Source organism: Ruegeria arenilitoris (assembly GCF_013030265.1).
Taxonomy (GTDB): Bacteria; Pseudomonadota; Alphaproteobacteria; order Rhodobacterales; family Rhodobacteraceae; genus Ruegeria; species Ruegeria arenilitoris_E.
In genome coordinates this window covers 301,268-319,077 of record NZ_WPZQ01000007.1, presented here as the reverse complement: position 1 = coordinate 319,077, position 17,810 = coordinate 301,268, and the positions used below count along the sequence as shown (strand labels likewise).

At 52.9% G+C, this 17,810-nt stretch carries 14 protein-coding genes; 5 read left to right on the top strand and 9 right to left on the bottom strand.

The window, feature by feature from the left end; translation table 11 throughout:
- Positions 1–90 precede the first annotated feature (90 nt).
- Both GOX61_RS14760 and GOX61_RS14755 read right to left on the bottom strand, forming a co-directional pair.
- Complete coding sequence (locus GOX61_RS14760; protein WP_170334903.1) at positions 91–1,149, bottom strand: hybrid-cluster NAD(P)-dependent oxidoreductase; 1,059 nt, start codon at positions 1,147–1,149, stop codon at positions 91–93.
- A gap of 78 nt (positions 1,150–1,227) precedes the next feature.
- The gene (locus GOX61_RS14755; RefSeq protein WP_170334901.1) at positions 1,228–2,103 is read right to left on the bottom strand and encodes a LysR family transcriptional regulator; all 876 of its coding nucleotides are present in this window, start codon (positions 2,101–2,103) and stop codon (positions 1,228–1,230) included.
- Positions 2,104–2,228: 125 nt separating this feature from the next.
- On the opposite strand from GOX61_RS14755, the gene GOX61_RS14750 reads away from it, so the two are divergent.
- Complete coding sequence (locus GOX61_RS14750; RefSeq protein ID WP_170334899.1) at positions 2,229–3,311, top strand: amidohydrolase family protein; 1,083 nt, start codon at positions 2,229–2,231, stop codon at positions 3,309–3,311.
- 17 nt (positions 3,312–3,328) lie between these two features.
- On the top strand, positions 3,329–3,682 hold the full coding sequence (locus tag GOX61_RS14745) for a Rieske (2Fe-2S) protein (RefSeq protein WP_170334897.1): 354 nt from the start codon (positions 3,329–3,331) through the stop codon (positions 3,680–3,682).
- 522 nt (positions 3,683–4,204) lie between these two features.
- Here GOX61_RS14745 and GOX61_RS14740 read toward each other — a convergent pair.
- The 3 genes from GOX61_RS14740 to GOX61_RS14730 all read right to left on the bottom strand — a co-directional run bounded on the left by GOX61_RS14740 (position 4,205) and on the right by GOX61_RS14730 (position 9,037).
- The gene (locus GOX61_RS14740; protein ID WP_170334895.1) at positions 4,205–7,276 is read right to left on the bottom strand and encodes an efflux RND transporter permease subunit; all 3,072 of its coding nucleotides are present in this window, start codon (positions 7,274–7,276) and stop codon (positions 4,205–4,207) included.
- Positions 7,277–7,290: 14 nt separating this feature from the next.
- Positions 7,291–8,397, bottom strand: a complete 1,107-nt coding sequence (locus tag GOX61_RS14735; protein ID WP_170334893.1) for an efflux RND transporter periplasmic adaptor subunit — start codon at positions 8,395–8,397, stop codon at positions 7,291–7,293.
- A gap of 187 nt (positions 8,398–8,584) precedes the next feature.
- Entirely contained in the window at positions 8,585–9,037 is a 453-nt protein-coding gene (locus GOX61_RS14730; protein WP_170334891.1) for a hypothetical protein, read from the bottom strand.
- A gap of 126 nt (positions 9,038–9,163) precedes the next feature.
- Between GOX61_RS14730 and GOX61_RS14725 the strand changes: the two genes are divergently transcribed.
- Positions 9,164–10,054 (top strand): LysR family transcriptional regulator, encoded by an 891-nt coding sequence (locus tag GOX61_RS14725; RefSeq protein WP_170334889.1) that lies wholly within the window; start codon positions 9,164–9,166, stop codon positions 10,052–10,054.
- Between the two features lie 678 nt (positions 10,055–10,732).
- Here GOX61_RS14725 and GOX61_RS14720 read toward each other — a convergent pair.
- The 4 genes from GOX61_RS14720 to GOX61_RS14705 form a co-directional block, all read right to left on the bottom strand.
- Complete coding sequence (locus GOX61_RS14720) at positions 10,733–12,043, bottom strand: ABC transporter permease (protein ID WP_244328101.1); 1,311 nt, start codon at positions 12,041–12,043, stop codon at positions 10,733–10,735.
- A complete protein-coding gene (locus GOX61_RS14715) occupies positions 12,040–12,846 on the bottom strand; it encodes an ABC transporter ATP-binding protein (protein ID WP_170334887.1) in 807 nt (268 codons plus the stop codon). The genes GOX61_RS14720 and GOX61_RS14715 overlap by 4 nt, the downstream gene beginning before the upstream one ends.
- Before the next feature lie 99 nt (positions 12,847–12,945).
- Positions 12,946–13,932 carry a taurine ABC transporter substrate-binding protein gene (locus tag GOX61_RS14710; protein WP_155149639.1) on the bottom strand — a complete coding sequence of 329 codons (987 nt, stop codon included), beginning with the start codon at positions 13,930–13,932 and terminating at the stop codon, positions 12,946–12,948.
- 1,492 nt (positions 13,933–15,424) lie between these two features.
- Positions 15,425–16,021: a TetR/AcrR family transcriptional regulator gene (locus tag GOX61_RS14705; protein ID WP_170334885.1), complete on the bottom strand. Its 597-nt coding sequence runs from the start codon at positions 16,019–16,021 to the stop codon at positions 15,425–15,427.
- Positions 16,022–16,108: 87 nt separating this feature from the next.
- Here GOX61_RS14705 and GOX61_RS14700 point away from each other — a divergent pair, with 87 nt between their 5' ends.
- Positions 16,109–16,510, top strand: a complete 402-nt coding sequence (locus GOX61_RS14700; protein WP_170334883.1) for a hypothetical protein — start codon at positions 16,109–16,111, stop codon at positions 16,508–16,510.
- A gap of 124 nt (positions 16,511–16,634) precedes the next feature.
- Positions 16,635–17,276, top strand: a complete 642-nt coding sequence (locus GOX61_RS14695) for a LysE family translocator (protein WP_170334881.1) — start codon at positions 16,635–16,637, stop codon at positions 17,274–17,276.
- The last annotated feature ends 534 nt before the right edge of the window (positions 17,277–17,810 follow it).

Here is a 17,810-nt window from a genome sequence, read left to right as displayed (position 1 = left end):
CGATAAAAACCGTTGTCAGCGGTCTTGATCGGAAGTTCCGAAAGAGGTGGCTTTATTGACATTTGTTACTCCTCCCTTTGGATTTCCACTTCACGCGTCGAGTGCGACGGGTCCCTTAGGCCAACTGCAACAGGCCAGTACATATCCCTGTTCGACATCGCCGGGCAGCAATCCACCCATGTCTTGCATTTCGACTTCGCCCTGAGTGAGGCGAACCTTGCAGTTACCGCAGACACCCTGCTGACAGGCGGAATCGATCCAAACGCCAGCATTCAATGCAGTCTCAAGCAGGGTGTCGCCTTCGTTCGCATGCCCATGCAAACCGCTGAGCGAGAAATAAACTTCTCCCCCGGTGCCGACGCTTTCCTCGATTGTAATTTTCTCGCCAAAGCTCTCTTCGTGGACTGCGGCAAATGGGATAATTGAGGCCACGTCGCGTGCCGCCTTCATGAAGCCTTCGGGACCACACATGAAAATGCTGCGCTCAGCATGATCGGGCACAAGGCGCTGCAGCAGATCAGATGATATCTGACCGGTTTCTCCCAAGAACCCATCTTCGGCCTCATCCACGATCATATGGACGGTCACATTGGCAAAGCGCCGATTCAGAAACTCAAGTTGATCGCGGAATATGATGTCTTTCGGAGAGCGTGCGAAATGCACAAAGACGATGTCTTTGGGCAAGGTCACGTCGGTGACATATTGCAGCATCGACATGACTGGGGTGACGCCCGAGCCACCAGACAAGAACAATGGTTTGTCGCTGGGGATATCAACCCAGTTAAAACCGCCGGCGATATCCGCAATCTCGATCTCTGTCCCGGGTGCCATTTGATCATTCAGATAGTTGGATACAATGCCACCGGGTACTCGCTTGACGGTAACCTGAATATTGTGGGGCCGGGTCGGCGTGGACGAGATCGAATAGGCACGCACGTGTTGCTTGCCTTCGATCTCGAAACAGAACGTCACGTATTGGCCTGGCTTGAAGTCAAAACTGCGGCTTTGCGAGTCTTCGAAAACGAATGTCTTGCTGTCATGCGTTTCATCGATCACCGCCTTGCACGTCAAAGTGGCAGGCCCACCTGCATAGCAGGGTTGGTTATTGGCTGAACTCAGGGAAAACGGACTGTCCGTCGCAACGAGCATCTTGCGGAAACCTCCAGAATAGGGTTCGCGCGAGGATAGTGGTGCAGGGGATCTGAAAAACGGTGCAGAATTGTTGTATCAATCGGTTAAAGCGATTGATCTGTGCTGGATCAGTTCTTTGAACAGGGTGACTGCCTGAGCCACCAGAGTATCATGACGTTTTCGTACGTGCACGATGGAATAGATGGGCTGTGGAATCACCGGTGCGTCCGTTACCTGTTGCAATTTCGGATATTCGGCACACAGACCCGGTGCGGCAAACCCGGGGAAATATGCCGTTCCGCCGTTGGCTTTTAGGAAATCCAAAGCCAGATCATTGCTGCCCACCAGGGTCGAACTTTGCGGCTGATCCGAAAACGCCTCATCGTGCTGGCGATCAAAATAGGATGTGTAGGCGACCTGAATGTAGCGTGACCATTGGACATCCTCGATCCGGTCACAATCGGTGGACAGCATCACATAGCTTTCGCTGCCCAATTCGCTAACAAACATGTCCGGCGCTCGCTGCGGGACAAAAACAATACCGATATCCGTCTCGCCGGTCAGAACATCCCGCTGTATCTGTTCCGAGAAATTGGCCTCGAGATACAGGTCCAGATGCGGGTTTCTTTCCCGGATTGCCTTCGTCCAGTCAATCAGCACAGATCGGGCCAGACTGAACTGAACCGATATACGCAAGCGTTGCCTGTTGCCACCGCCACCCGCCTCAACATCGCGCCGCGCCAGGCTCCAGGCGGCCAGCAGCGACCGGCAATGGGTTTCAAAGCGCCGCCCGGCGGCTGTGGGTTCAGCCCCGCCGCGCCCTCGTTCGAACAGGCGCGTGTCCAGTTCCTGCTCCAACTGTCGGATGCGAGCGCTGACCGTGGATTGGGTCACATTCAGGCGCTCAGCGGTGCGGTTGAAGTTCCGCGTTTCCAGAACATCCATATAGGTCACTAATAGCTGGCGGTTCATTTAATCGGTAATCCCGATTGATAGGTGCGTTTCAATTGTATTTATTTGCCAAAGTTTCGCAGATATCAAGCGTCGTTGAACAAGATGTAAGCCCGCCCTTTTGGCGCCAGCAACAGGAGAAGTTTATGTTCATCGTCGATTGCGACTGCCACAACTATTGGTGCAGCGCCACGGTTCTGGAACCCTACATGGAAGGTCTTTTCAAGGACATGTTCGTCCGGGGTGAACGCACCGGCCCGCGTGGTGCGTTTCCCCATGGCCACCGTCCCTGGTTCCATCCCGAAGGCTTTGCACGCCATGATGTGAACCCGGTTGAGGAAGACGACAACTACCTGATCATGAAGGAAAAGCACCTCGACAAATACAATATCGACGTTGCGATCCTGACCGGCGACGAACCAATCGAAGCCTCAACGCTGGCCAACCCTTATTACGCCAATGCGCTGTGCAAAGCCTATAACGACTACATGATCGACTACTGGCTGCCCAAGGACGAGCGGTTCTGGGGCTCGATCGTGGTGGCACCGCAGGACCCGCATCTGGCTGCTGCTGAAATCCGCCGGGTTGGCGGCCACCCCCGTGTCGTTCAAGTTTTGGTGAGCCACGGTGCTGCGCGCCCTTATGGCGACCCGTTCTACCACCCGATTTATGAAGCCTGTGCCGAAATGGGCCTGCCATTCGCCATGCACCTTGGTGGACAGGGCGGTATCAACTCGACCCCCATTGGGGCCGGGCCTTCGACCTTCTTTTGGGAAACCCATGCGATCCTGCCACAGACTGCCATGACCCACATGGCCAGCTTGATCGCCCACGGCGTGTTTGAGAAATGGCCCGAGCTGAAGGTGGTGATCATCGAATGCGGCGTCGCCTGGGTGCCGTCGGTTCTGTGGCGTCTGGACGCGAACTATAAGGCACTGCGCAAGGAAACACCGTGGCTCAAGCGTCTGCCTTCCGAGTATTTCAAGTCGAACATCCGCATGTCTACCCAGCCGCTGGAGCAACCAGCCAACATTCAGCACCTATGGAGCACTCTTGAGGCGATGGATGGTGAGAACACATTGATGTTCGCATCGGACTATCCGCACTGGGACTATGACGATGTCAACAAGTTGCACGTCCCGCCCGCATGGCGCGAGAAGATTTTTGGGCTCAATGCACTGGACGTCTATACCCGCCTACCGCGCCCGATGGCGCATGCTGCTGAATAAAGAAGGAGACTTCGACAATGGCAAACAAGCATTTCGCCTGCAAAATCGATGAAGTTCCCGCCGACGCGGCCAAGATCGTCACAGTTTCGAACTTGCCCATCGGCGTTTTCAAACTCGATGACGGTTATCACGCTTTGCTCAATATCTGTCCTCACAAAGGCGCGGCCCTCTGCGAAGGCCCGGTCTGCGGTACGACCCGCCAAACGGACTCAACCGAGTTTGTCTATGATCGCGCTGGTGAAATCGTCCGCTGCGCCTGGCACGGTTGGGAATTCGACATTCGCAGCGGTGAGTTTCTTGTGGATTCATCCATTAAAACGAGACGCTTCGATGTATCAGTAGAGGGTAGTGATCTCTTCGTGCATCTGTAAGTTACAGGTCTCACGACGAAGCTCAGAAACATTAGGCAGTTCAAATTCTCCTCCCAACTGCCTGTGCTGGCATTGTCTACAAATAGGCAATGCCAGTTTGCAGAACTGGCTGAACGCGTTTGCCCAACGTCAGAAGAGCATCAAGGTCGGATGAGCTGGTGAAAATGGCCGAAACACTAAGCCATTGATTTCAAGGGGAGACGAGTCTCAAAGATTCAGTCCCAATTCTTACGTATTCCGACAATGTTTGTCGGATCACCTTAAGGTGAGACTGCGGTTACAGTAAAATTAGCTGCTAAGAGTTTTATGTTTTGAGACTCTAAAATCATGATTTCTTAACCGAACAAAACAGTCCTTCCTTTAACACGCAGAGAACCGCCGGAAGTCCCCCAAAACACCAATACCGCGAATTGTACGAACAACAGCTTTTGGGCGTGTTGCCGACAATCCCATTTAATGAGGTGTATCGCAATCCAAGCTAACTACTGCGCTTTGCCGACCGGATTGCCGTCACCATCAAACTTATTCTGCAGCAAGTTCTAACTTGCTATTCGGTGGTTTGTTCATCGATGTTGTGGACTTAGCAGTATCGCGCGGAGTGAAGAGTAGGAAAATCGATGGCAGGGCAATCAACGTGAAGAGCGTGCCAATGCTCATCCCTGCTACAATGATAATGCCGATACTGCCACGCGCCTCTGCTCCCGGCCCTTCGACAAGTAACAGCGGGATATGCCCGATGATGGTTGCGATAGTGGTCATCAGAATTGCTTGTAGCCGAGATTGCGCTCCTTCGATGATCGCAGTCACGGAATCCTTGCCCTGATCCATCAATTGATTGGCAAACTCTGTAATCAGAATCCCGTTTTTGGCGACCAGCCCGACCAACGTGATGATTCCAATTTGTGAATAGATGTTGATCGAAGTGAACCCAAGAAAAGAGATCATTACTGCACCCGAGAGTGCCAGAGGAACTGAGCCCAAGAGAATGATCAGCGGTGAACGAAAGCTGTTAAATTGAACCACGAGCGCGAGGTAGACGATTGCAAGTGACATCGCCATGGTCGCCAAAAGGCTGTTCGCCTCTTGCTTGATCTGGCGTGAAACTCCCGCGTAATCAATGGTGTATCCGGGTGGTAAGATCGCATCTGCAGCCTTCTCCAATACTGCCAGCGCTTCGGCCTTGGTTATACCTGGGACTACGCCTCCGGTCACTCGAAAGGCGCGCTGTTGGTCAAATTTACCAAGCGCACGCGGTTGCGCCACAACGTGGATATCTGCCAGCGTACTCAGCGGCACTATGGTGCCATCGCTCAGCCTGATCCCCAGTTCACTGAGCGCTGCAGGTTCCGCGCGGAATTTCTCCTCAGCCATCGGAATGACCTGATAGGCGCGACCTCCTGCATCAAACCGATTCACGTATCGGTCTGATAGCAAGGCCGAAAGCTGCGCAGTCACGGACCGGCTGGTAAGGCCGAGATCTGCCAACCTTTGGTGATTGTAATCCAGCTTGATTACAGGCAGGTCGGTCTTCAGGTCAGTATCCACATAAAGAAACTTACCGCTTTCAAAGCCGACCCCCAGGAAGGCATAGGCAAGACCCTGCATCTCCTGGTACGTACCCGGGCCTTTGACCACCATTTCTACGTCAAATTGCCCTGCGGTGGGCAGAGCCGCACCGAGGAAGGGTAGAACCTTCAATTCGCTCAATTGTGCCAAGGCGCCGTATAGTTGCGGCAGGATATCTTTGATGTTCTGTTCACGTTCAAAGAAGTCTTTGAACTCTATCCCGCCAAAGCCACCTTCTTTGGTCACAATCTGCCAGAAGCTTTCCGAACCAGGCAGCGACAAGCCAAGATCAACCAACTTGTCCATACCCGCATTGGTCGCATCAAGTGAACTTCCTGGCGCAGCCTGGATTACCACGCTGATCATGCCCTGATCTTCAACTGGCGCCAGTTCCTTGGCTGAGAAAAGGTAAAACGGAACGACAAGAAGCGAAAACACAAGCGAAAACACAAGAATTTGCGCACGCCAGTTGAGCAATCGACGTAACAGAGCGCCATAAGCCCTAGCCAGTGTATCGAAGGCGCTATTCACTTTTCGCGTAAGCCAGGCTTCGTGCCCTTTGTCTCCAGTCAAATATGCGCTCATCAATGGCGATAAGGTCACCGCAACAACGCCCGACAGGACAATCGCAATAGCCATGGTGAAAGCAAATTCCCGGAACAAGGCCCCTGAAAGGCCGGCTGTGAAGCCAATTGGAATAAACACGGCAGCAAGCGTGAATGTCATCGCCACAATCGGTTTGACCAGCACGTGAGAGCTTAGCAGTGCGGCTTCAATCCCTGACTTACCCTCGCGTTTGTACCGCGCCACGTTTTCCACAACCACAATCGCGTCATCCACCACAAGGCCGACCGAGAGCACAATCGCCAGAATAGTCAAAAGGTTCAGAGTGAACCCCATCGCAAACATGCCAATCAATGCTCCAAGGATCGACAAGGGGATGGCCACCAGTGGCACAATCGCCACCCGGATTGACCCCATCATGAACAAGATCACAGCACCGACCAACAGCACAGTTTCCGCAAGTGTCTTGAATATTTCGGTCAGCGCCGCGCGCATATATTCCGTGCTGTCATAGACGATTTCGATCTCCAGCCCCGCCGGCAAACCTGCGTTAATCTCGTCCAACAACACGTATAGATCGTTACCGATGGCGATTTCGTTGGCTCCGGGCAGAGGCCAGATCGAAAGGAACACCAGCTTGTTGCGCCCATCACGTGCATCCACGGGCGCCGTATCTTCACCCATTTCCACACGCGCGATGTCTGAAAGCTTCAACTGATAGCCATCCAGATCGCGCAGCACGAGTTCTTGAAAGTCCTCGACAGTCTGCAGACTGGCATTTGTCAGGATATTTAGTTTTTGATGTGTCCCTTCCAAATTTCCCACTGCTGCCACGAGGTTGTTGTTCTGAAGTGCGTTCAAAACTTCGTCCGCCGACATGTTGACTGCTGCTAGGCGTGAAAGGTTCAGCCAAATACGCAACGCCGGTTGGCGGCCACCATCCAGACCTACCCGTTGCACACCATCAATAGAGGAAAGGATCGGAACCACGTTGCGGTCTAAGTAATCCGTGACCTCGTGGCGCGCCCAAAACTCAGAGGATGCCGACAGATAAAACGCTCCTGCGACCCGATCAGCGCGTTTGACCGAAACCGCTGGATCGTCGGCACCCAGCGGCAATTCGGACCGTACCTTGTTCAATTCTGCTGAAAGCTGCGCCAGAGCAATTGAACTGTCTTCGCCCAGCTTCAACCAGGCGGTCACGGTGCTCTGTCCAGCAACTGTTGAACTGTCGACAAAGTCCAAGCCTTCGATGGCGTTTGTCGCCTTTTCAATCGGATCGGTAATAAAGCCCTGCACAACCTCCGCGGACGCCCCGGTGAAATGGGTTTTGACTTCAATGGCCGAGCTTTCCAATACAGGGAACTGCACGATCGGCACGCGGGCGATGGCATATAGCCCGCCCAGTACCACGACCAATGCCAGAACAATTGACAGAACCGGTCTGCGAACAAAGATCTCCATAGCCCTGCCTCCCTTTACCAGCCGCTATCGGATTGCGGGTCCTGCGGCAGATCCTCCACCACATTGGTCAGCACGCCCGGGTAAAGCTTGAACGCCCCATCTGTGGCCACCAATAATCCGGCTTCCAAACCGCCGCTGATCAGCACCCGTTCTCCGTAGTATTGAACCCCTGTCACATCCCGGCGGTTCGCTCGGAACGTGCCTTCTTGTTCTCCCGGGACCAGCAGATTCACAAACTGTCCATAGGCATCCGATTGCAGCGCGGATGAGGGAAGTTCGACCACTGGGATCGGGGCGTCTAACGCCACTTCAACTTCAACAAAACTGCCATGAGATAACGCGGCCTCTAATCCGCGCAGTTCGACTCGGTAAAGACGCGTGCGAGTATCTGATGAAACTCCCGCGTCGCGAGAGATTATCGGCCCAGTCCAATTCTCGTTGGATCTTGCTATCACCCCGATTGCTGCGCCTACAGGCGGGTCTCCCAGAAACTGTGGAAGCCGAAAATCTATCCAGATTATCTCGTGCTGATCCGTGATCCGTGCGACCTCGCTACCGCTGGTCAAGTATTGCCCGACTGTCAGCTGACCGGGTCGGGTTTGCCCAGAGAATGGCGCGCGGATGGTTTTCTGCTCAATCGTCTGCTCGATCACCTCAACATTCGAACGGGCGATGTCATAGGTGGCCCGCGCCTGGTCAAGCCGAGCTTGATTGGCACTGCCGCTTTCTAAGAGTTTCTCGGCCCGTTCCAGTCCAAGCCGCGCAAGAGCCACCTCGGCCCGCGCACCAATCAACTGCGCGTTTTCCATGCCGATGTCGAGTTGTACAAGAAGCTGCCCCGACTCAACGACGTCTCCCGGCTGAAAACCAAGCCGTGCGATCTGACCGGCGTGCTGACTGTGAAGGACGACGTGATCTCGCAACACAACCTCGCCCGGCAGGCGAATCTTACGGGAAAATGATGACAATTCGGTTGTGATAGCTTCGACAGATTCCGAATGCTCCGGATAGGCTTCTCCGGCTGCGATCGCATCTGAAATTTGCGTGTACTTAACGAAACCCAGGCTACCGACAATAGCCGCAAGCAGGATAAAAAGAACAGCGGTGCGTAAGACGAACATCAGTTTCACCTGGTTAGTAAGAGCCGGATTTTGTTTTTGCGATTGGGGCGCGGGACCTAAGCGCTCGTTCCACCTTCGAGCCCCAAACCAGGCCTTTGACGATGGAGACCAGCCAGAAAGCTCCACCCTTCACTTGCAGCAGCGCCAACAGGATGAAGGGCATAGGGTTGCCTCGTGGTAGGTGGTCTCAAAAATGCCGGAATACCATCGTTGCCAGGATTGCGATCCAAAGCAGCTGAACGACGTGATACCAAAGGCCAATACGTCGGGCGATAGCTTCAAGTATCCCCGGATCTTTTCCAAGCTCTCTTTCCTTGGCCAGCTTTCTCCAGCCATTACCAATGGGCCAGATACCAATCACGAAGATCACGATGGCAAGGCTGGCACCTACATGAATGAGTGTTGGCATTTCCGCCCAGCCCCCTAGTTGCATCATCAGCCATTGGCCTAATGCAATTGTTGCTAGTCCGGTAAAGGTCCCTATGACGGCAGCTCTTTTAAGATAGTCGCTTGCTGGTGCCTCTTTGCTGGGGTCTTCACGGGCAAACCAAAGAGCCTTTTGCCCGCCACCAATCGTCAAGCCAAACCAGATAGTGGCAAACAAAATGTGCAGGAAACGGGCGGTAAGATAAGGGTCCATTTCATTCTCCGACTGTGAGCGGGCCCGAGTCGCCTCGGTTCATTTCAGGCAGACTTATTAGCGATGTTCAAAATTCAGCGTAATATCTATAAAATGGATAGCTGATGAAAAATAATTGGACAGGTGATGAATAGATTTCCAAGCGCGGATCGCCTTTTAGAGTTTAAGGCAGTGGTCGAAGCAGGCAGTATTTCAAAGGCGGCTGATCAACTGTATTTAACCCGCCCTACGTTGAGCCGTCGCCTAAACGAGTTGGAAGCATCGCTGGGACTACGCCTGCTTCAACGTACAACGCGTGATCTCTTCCTTACGCCAGCCGGTAAAGAACTCTATATCCGAGCGGAACGTATTGCCGCTGATGTCGATGCGACTTGGAAGGCCCTGAAGCTACATGACGATGAACCACGTGGACCTCTGAGAATTTCTGTGCCGGAAAGCGAATTTGCCGCCGCATCACTATTTACAGAGTTTGCTACTGAGTTTCCCAAAGTCGAGTTGGACATAGTCGTTACCAATCGCCGTACCGACCTGCGCGCAGCTGGTATCGACGTCGCTCTGGTATTTGGGAAAATTAACGATCCCTCGCTGATCACAAAAAGCATCTTCAGCAATCGAACTCTTGCGATGGCCACCGGCAGCTTTCTGGCGGAGCACGGCATGCCGGATAGCCCAGAAGCGATACAGAACTTTGATTGCATTGTTCTCCGAAATTCTGAAGGGTTTCCAGAAGTCCAATGGCCACTGGCATCGGGTAAAACTCTCAAGGTTCGTCCTCGCATGCTGACCGCTGGTTTCAGGTTAATGGTTCAGGCGGTTTATGCCGGGCTCGGAATAGGGATGTTGCCCGAAAGTGCGCTTAGCAAGAACTCCGATCTAGTCGCGCTTTTCCCAGACGATGTGGTTCGAGAAGATCACCTGCGATTGGTTTATGTCGAAAGGGATTTCCAGCTTCCCCATGTCCGCGCCTTCATAGAGCGCTCTGATAAGTATTGGAAAAATTGGCTTGAGAACTGGTGAGCGAGCAGCGGTTTTTCCCTAAACACTCTTTTGGTGAAGATTAACAAAGTCCGTTTTGGCTCAATAGTGGTGCTCGACTCTAAACTTCCAAGCGGCGGCTTTGTTGCACATTACGATGATCTCATCAGTAGGCATCGGACGGTATGTTTCCAGATTTCCGCAACCCGCGGACGTTCGGCGCCGCCGTGACAATCCGCGAACACTGCTGAGGGACATTATGTCAAGCGATCTCTGGTTGAGTGGGTTCCTCATCTACGAACCAAACGTACTCTTTTAGCATTACCTCGATGAAACGACCTTATCGCGCTTCTTCGATCGCCAAACGCCGAAAAACTCATGGTCTGATCGCGACCACTCTATGACGGCGAACCAACCTGTTTTCGATCAAAGACGTGCACGAGAAGCGTTGGGGCAGGGCGCCTGCGATGCAAGAACTAAGATCCAAGCTCGATCCGGAGCAAAACAATGAACTTGACTGGCTATTGCTACGGTTCCCGGCAAAGTGGTTTCGAAAACAGGTCAGAAGGCCGGCTTTCGCTGCGGGCGTGATATGATCGCCGACACTTCGTGAGAGCAGACTTTGTTCACTGTATCTGGGATACAGACACGGAAGACAGCCAACAAATGGAAGCCTCTGCCGATGGCAGAGGCTCATTAGTAACCCTTGAAGCCTGTAGGTTATACGCGGCCTTTCCAGGGGATCAGCCAACTTTCCAACTTGCGCATTCCGACTTCAATGGCGAAGCCGATGATTCCGATCACGATAATCCCTACGATGATGATATCGGTCAGCTGGAACTTCGAGGCGGTCACGATCATCTTTCCGAGGCCAACGTTAGCCGCAACTAGTTCAGCCGCGACAACCGTCCCCCAACAGACCCCCATCGCCACCCGTGCTCCGGTAAAGATGTCAGGGAGCGAGTTGGGTACAATCACCCGGCTCAGGATCTGCCATTTGGAAGCGCCCAGTGAATAGGCTGCGTGTACCTTGGTGATAGCTACGCCTGACACACCAGATCGCGCCGCAATTATCATGATCCACAAGGCTGCCAGAAACAGAAGGACAACCTTGCCGAGCTCTCCGATTCCGAACCAGATGATGATCAACGGGATCAACGCCAAGGGTGGAATGGGACGCATGAATTCAACAATCGGATCAAACCACCCGCGGGCCCAGCCCGTTAGACCCATGGCATAACCAATCGGAATGCCCACTAAGGCACCGATCAGAAAGCCCAACAGAACCCTCTGCAGCGAGTAGCGCGTATGCTGCAGCAAAGTGTAGCCTTGATAGCCCTCTTTGTTCAGCTCGATGAATCGCTGGAACACAACCTCAGGGGAAGGCAAATAGAGTCGCGCCATACGTAGGCCTGTAGCCGGAGCAAAAGTAGGTGTGCCCTTATCGGTCAGGCTAATCTCACCTTCTGGCGTTGAAATTTTGCCGCCCGGCTCAATGGGTGTGCCGTTGATAGCAATGATCTTGGACCCATCACTTTTGGATACGTCGTCATTCTGCCAGACGTTGATCACCTTAAAACCATACCGGGCCACAGTGAGGGTGTCATTCTTGGCAAAACCGTCACCCAGTTCGACTTCGACGGCGGCGGGCTCACGACCCGGTTCGCCGTTTTCATCAACTGTCTGTTGGATATCCTCACGATAGACACGTACTGTCACAGTGGCATCGTCAGTACTGCCGTCCTCTAACTGTGCAGTATAGGTAAACGTGGTATCGCCGGAAAACGGCCCAGGCAGCTTTGGCAGCGGGATGGTTGAGTTGGTGAAGGCGACCCACAGCCAAAATATGGTGATGACCGAGATGACTGAGGCAATCCGATTGGCTTTGATGGCGCTTTCATCGCCAAAGGTCACCGTCTTGACAGAGTTGAAACCTTGCGGCTCGAATTGCTTCGGCAGCAGGCGCTTGACAATGAACAGCGATCCGAAGAACGCCAGCACGTAAAGGAATAAGACTAGCAGGCCAATCATGCGCTTTCCTCCGCCCGGCCCATGATTTCTTCTTCCATGTTCCAGATCATTTCCAGAATTTCCTCGCGCGTGACAGAATAATCCTTGTGTTTCTTCACTTCGCGTAGGTCATTGCCAGCGCCAAGGTCGGCAAATGGCAGGCGATATTCCTTGTGCACCCGACCAGGACGCGGAGCCATCACCAGCAAGCGCTCGCCCAAAAGCAACGCCTCCTCAACCGAGTGGGTGATCAGGATAATCGTCTTGCCGGTATCCTTCCAAAGGTCCAACACCAGTGATTGCATCTTTTCACGGGTCAGCGCATCCAGCGCGCCCAAAGGTTCATCCATCAAGATCACGTCGGGCTCATTGGCCAGGCAGCGCGCCAAGGCTACGCGTTGCTGCATGCCACCCGACAGTTCATAAACGGCCTTCTCTTTAAAATCCGCGAGGCCAACGATATCCAAAAGGTGATCTACTTTCTCTTTGCTCTCGGCGCGGCTGACTCCTTTCATATCCGGACCGAAACTTACGTTTTGGCGGACGTTCATCCATTCAAATAGTGCGCCCTGTTGGAACACCATACCGCGTTCGGGGCCTGGGCCGGTTGCAGGTTTGTCGTTGAGCAGTATCTGTCCATCGGTCGGGGCCAGAAAGCCCGCAACAATGTTCAGCAAGGTCGTCTTGCCGCAGCCCGACGGGCCCAGAACGCTCATCAATTCGCCCGACTTGATGTCTAACGTCACGTTCTTGAGCGCCTGCACGTGCCCGCCATTGGGCAGGCTGAAACGCATCGAAATATTGTCTATGAGAAGTCCCGACACCTGGTCCCCCATTGCCTTCAGTGGGGCACGTTTTCACCCGGTGAAAAACGCGCAAATAGGTGGACGCTTTTGTCACGTCCACCCAGATTCAAGCCAGGATTATTCTGACAGAGGGCCTGTGTTCACGTTGTCGGTGTAGGAAGCCTTGGCCGCGTCGATTGACCCGGCGCCAACAAAGACGTCCGCTACACCCTTCATGAAGGTCTGTGCGCCGCCACCCAGCCATTTGTCCGACAACTGTTCTTCGACAGTCGGGAACTTAAAGGTTGAGATGGTCGCCATCGCATCCGCTTCAGACATACCTGCGTCTTTCGCGATGACAGGCAGCATTTCCGCGTGGTTGGCCTCATCGGCCCATTTGGCATTTGCTTCGGCAGTTACTGCCAAGAACTTTGCAACCAGGTCGGAATTCTCGGCCACATAGGACGTGGGTGCTGAGGTAACATCAAAGACAAGAATACCCAGCTCTTCCTTTTCGTCGCCAGTCAGCAATACGTTACCACTGTCCATCATGCGGCGCAGCGCACCACCCCAACCACAGGCCATATCAATCGATCCCTGGCTCAAAGCCGCTTCACCTTCAGCCGGAGCCATATCGACGATTTCCAAGCTGTCCAGATCCACACCGAAATGTGCCATTTGCGACAAGAAGCCATAATGCGCAGCGGTGCCTAGGGGAACAGCAACCTTCTTGCCAGCCAGTTCCCCAGCGCTGTCCTTGTCGATCTCCAAGTCCGAACGTACAACGCAATTGTCGTTTTCCGAGTAAGACACGGCCACGTCAACGATCTGCAGGTCCTGGCCAGCCGAGGTCGCTACGACAAAGGGTGGTACGCCCTGGCTCACGCTGAGTTGCACATCGCCTGCCGCCATTGCCGCCGACATTGCAGTACCGGTATCAAAGCTGACCCAGTTAACTTTAACGCCCATAGCCTCGTCGTAGGCACCGGTCTCTTTGGCGTATTGGAACGGCATCGGCCACTCCAAAAAATAAGCCACGGTAATTTCATCTGCCGCCATTGCCTGGCCACCGCTAAGCATTGCCACTCCGGCTACGGCGGACATAAGTTTGGTTTTGATACTCATCTCAGTATTTCTCCCATTGGTCTGGTTGGGCCTCCTGACACCTGCGTTACCATCAAACGGGCAATCACTTTAGATGCTGGAAACCTCTGCTTATGAACCAACATCGGAGCGGAAATGGCTTTTAAGATCAATTATTTTGTGGGACAGAAGCCAGAAGTCTGTTCTTTGCTTTGCGTGGACTCCAACGTCCCTTCAGTCTAAATCATTACTTAACAAAGACTTAGTGGACTTCACGGTTTTGTGTGTGTGAAATTTGGATATAAGCATCCCTTGATCTGGCTCCATTGGCGGTCACGAATTCCCGTGAGCTCGCCCCAAGTTACACCCGGACTATGTCTCATCATAAGACGTAAACCGACACCTCTGCGAATGCTGCACGTTCAAGCGATTTTCTTGAAGCCAACTGCTTAGTGCGCAGCGATGTTGTTGAACTTGTTCTTACCCAAGGACTTGGTTGCCGGATCCGAGATGCAATTTTCGAGTTTAGGCACCCATTTGCTGAAGGGAGTGCCAAGTGAGTAAGCGGTGTACAAATCTGAGATTTGATTGCGGCGGGTTGAACCCTGCTCGATGGCCTTTGTTGCCGACCTGTCATCATAAGATTGGCCGAGCGTTCAGGAAACCCACCTATTCAATCCACATTAAGATCGCGCAGACAAAACAAACGACGGTAATGTCAAAGTTTGCGTCAGATTGGTCCGTAGTAAGTATTGCGCCTACAGCGAATGGCCGGTTTGCGAAGAAACTCATTGACTTTCTGTTTAACGTTGAATTGAAGAGCTCGAGCCTTCGAAACATTCAAAAAACGCAAAAAATCATAAGGTGTAGAATTCAATGGGAGGCGAGTCTCAATAATTTAGTCGCATTATTTACGCACTCCGACAAATGGTTGTCGGATCACTTTGGTGGTGAGACCGCGGTTACAATAAAATCGGCTACTTGGAGGTTTACATTTTTTGAGACTCTAGAAACCATGATTTTCTAAGCGAGCAAACAACAAGGGCAGTCCTTAATTCAATGCACATAAAATGGCCAGAAAGTACCCGAAGCTGCCCTTGAACCCACTTTCGCCGTTCGCTCATGCAGTAAATCGCGAACCGTACACGCCGTACATTCAAAACCGGATCGCTAATGGCGGGTGAGCGGACAAAATGTGAATTAGCAGTAGGCGTACCAACGACCGCTTACCTGCTAAGCCACACGGAAGCAATTCGCTCTATGCACCGAGCTTCTTGTTTTCGCGCTCGATGGACCATTCGATCAGTTCTGGACAGCACTTCTGCAACCGGGTCGGTCGTCCTCGCCGGGAGGCCTTCGATCTTTTTAGGTTCCACGGCCCGGTCGAACTACCGGCTTCGTAGGACCAGCATGTTTACGAGTTCAGCGTCGATTGCGTCGACTTGCGCTCAGAGTTCCGCCATGGAATGGCAGACTTGAGGTGAACTAAAAGGGCCTATCTATCAGGTTCCAATTGCGCTTGTTGTGAAGGGGCTTAGGCCAGAAGCTGGCGGAGATAGTTCACGGCCCGTTGCGCGCGGTCCTCGCATACGGATGCCGATGGGATAGGAAGGCGCCCGATGACGCGTCTAATCTGCTGATCGCCGATGAGCAGATCAAGGTAAAGTCCTACAGCTTCCCCTGTATTATCAAAGTTCAATTGGCCTTCGTCTCTGGCGCGCACCAATACTTGCTCCAGAAGGGGGATGACTGCCTCGCGCCCTGCCTTTGATAATGTAGCACCAAGCTCACCACTGCTGTCTGCGGCGGCGGCACGGTTAAGGGCGACGGCTCTCTCGCCGGTAAGAAGGTTCAGAAGTTTCGGTCCAAACGTTTCCAAAATAGACAGTGCATCGTGACCGGTTTCCAGTTCGGATTCCAGATGGATTTTCACTTCTTCTGCGTTTCGCGTGACGAGCGCCTGAAACAGGCCCTGCTTGTCGCCATACCAGTTGTAAAGAGTTTCATTCGAGGCGCGTGCTTGCTTGGCGATGCCCAGCATCGACGTGCCGCCATATCCTTTCGCCTCCAGCACCTCATAGGCCGCCGCCTCGATCTGCTGCTGGCGCAGTGATCTTTTCTCTTCGCGCATATTTTTTCTCCTGCACATTGACAACATCCGTAATTAAAAATACGGATATCTTCAACCGTAATATCAATTACGCTTTTGGAGAGTGAAATGAACCAACACGACCGGCAGACCCTGGCAGCTCTTACAACGTTAGTCCTGCTACAGCTGATCATGCTCTCAGCACTTTATGCGGGGATCAGGCCACACCCGCCGGTGTCTACGCCACTGTTCGGCATTGCTCCGTTCCTAGGTGCTTCGGTGTCCGTCGCCCTGTCCGCAATAATCCTGCAACCTCTTACAAATGCAGCAGGGCGGAGCCTCAGCATCCTGGCCGCGCTGATGGCGCTGGTGTCCTTTGGACCGCAGAAATACTTCGATGCGCAGCTAGCCCTGATCTGGCCTGCTGTTTTTTTGGGTCAGCTCGCCGCTCTAGTCATCTTTGTCAGGGTCATAATTGCAGCCCAGCAAAAGCATGAAGTCGGTCAGATGAATGCATCCTCTACGGGGTGAACCTGATGGCACAGCCATTAGCCAAGCTGGCAGTACTGGAACACGTACTGAACACTAGCTAGCAACGTGGTGGTGCTTTTGACGGGCTTGGCTCTGTCTTCCACCTCAACTCGGAGATTAACCGATGGAAATTTCGCTTTTTTCCTTTGGCTTGCTCGCACTGATTATCGTGATGACACCCGGACCCACCGTACTTTTAGCGCTGTCCAACGGGTCGCGGTTTGGAATGGCATATGCCGGTTACGGGATCGCAGGCGCTGCGATTTCCGATGGAGTGCTAATCGCGGCGGCAGCGTTAGGTTTGGGTGCTGTTCTGATCACTTCGGCGGTGCTGTTCAACTTGGTGAAATGGATCGGTGTCGCCTATCTAGTGTGGCTGGGCATTCAGATGCTACGGTCGTCGGGGGAACTGGGATTGGAAACGAACCGGGCAAATGTGCGTTGTGCGATACCGGGTCGTCGCGCTCTGGCGATATTCAGAAAGAGCTTCTTCGTGGCTGTGACGAACCCCAAGGGATACTTGTTCTTCACCGCTTTTCTGCCTCAGTTTCTGAACCCGATGGAACCGCTGCTAACGCAATATGCCAGGCTCGCGGGTATCTTTATCGCGATCGATGTGATGGTGATGACCGCTTATGCCGGGCTGGGTACCAAAGCGATGCAGTTGCTGAACGACAGCGGATCACTCTGGATCGACCGCACTTGTGGTGCTCTGCTTGTCTCCCTCGGCTGTGCCTTGGCACTTGTAAGACACAGCGACGTGTAACGCGACATGCGGACATTCAGCGTGGCTTAGTTAGACGCAGAGAAGCGCACGGCCGCCATGCGGAACTTTAACACTGATCTCACAGTTCATCTAAGTTACTCCAAAACACTTTAAGGCAAGGATTGGCATCATGATCAATATAAGCCTTCGTTACCGTCCTTAGAAGTAAAGCCTGTTCCTTTTGCTTTTCCGGGTGGTGAGCTCGTCGTGTCATCATTGTTTGATGAATTCATATTTAGCAGTTATTGAATAACTGAAGAGTATCGAAAGAACCCTGCTTTCTGTCGGTTGGTGGGTTGGTCGGACCGATGTAGTCAGCACTCATGCAACGCGTCCGTTTTGACAAGTTTGACCCACTTCAAACCCGCTGTTTAGAAGCTGGGCAAGCAGCAAAAAACCGAAAGATTACCATCTACTCATTTGTCAGCGGCTCGATCAAATTGGCAAGAATACCAATTATGCATTCAAGATCATTCAGAGTTCAGTAAAATTGCACACCATATATTCGATTAACTTAATGATTAAATGTTCTAG

Bases quoted from the DNA above. Each gene is read 5' to 3' on its own strand.
- GOX61_RS14695 (WP_170334881.1), top strand. From the start codon at position 16,635: ATGGAAATTTCGCTTTTTTCCTTTGGCTTGCTCGCACTGATTATCGTG.
- GOX61_RS14735 (WP_170334893.1), bottom strand. From the start codon at position 8,397: ATGTTCGTCTTACGCACCGCTGTTCTTTTTATCCTGCTTGCGGCTATT.
- GOX61_RS14710 (WP_155149639.1), bottom strand. From the start codon at position 13,932: ATGAGTATCAAAACCAAACTTATGTCCGCCGTAGCCGGAGTGGCAATG.
- GOX61_RS14755 (WP_170334901.1), bottom strand. From the start codon at position 2,103: ATGAACCGCCAGCTATTAGTGACCTATATGGATGTTCTGGAAACGCGG.
- GOX61_RS14740 (WP_170334895.1), bottom strand. From the start codon at position 7,276: ATGGAGATCTTTGTTCGCAGACCGGTTCTGTCAATTGTTCTGGCATTG.
- GOX61_RS14720 (WP_244328101.1), bottom strand. From the start codon at position 12,043: ATGATTGGCCTGCTAGTCTTATTCCTTTACGTGCTGGCGTTCTTCGGA.
- GOX61_RS14760 (WP_170334903.1), bottom strand. From the start codon at position 1,149: ATGCTCGTTGCGACGGACAGTCCGTTTTCCCTGAGTTCAGCCAATAAC.
- GOX61_RS14700 (WP_170334883.1), top strand. From the start codon at position 16,109: ATGAACCAACACGACCGGCAGACCCTGGCAGCTCTTACAACGTTAGTC.
- GOX61_RS14725 (WP_170334889.1), top strand. From the start codon at position 9,164: ATGAATAGATTTCCAAGCGCGGATCGCCTTTTAGAGTTTAAGGCAGTG.
- GOX61_RS14745 (WP_170334897.1), top strand. From the start codon at position 3,329: ATGGCAAACAAGCATTTCGCCTGCAAAATCGATGAAGTTCCCGCCGAC.
- GOX61_RS14705 (WP_170334885.1), bottom strand. From the start codon at position 16,021: ATGCGCGAAGAGAAAAGATCACTGCGCCAGCAGCAGATCGAGGCGGCG.
- GOX61_RS14730 (WP_170334891.1), bottom strand. From the start codon at position 9,037: ATGGACCCTTATCTTACCGCCCGTTTCCTGCACATTTTGTTTGCCACT.
- GOX61_RS14750 (WP_170334899.1), top strand. From the start codon at position 2,229: ATGTTCATCGTCGATTGCGACTGCCACAACTATTGGTGCAGCGCCACG.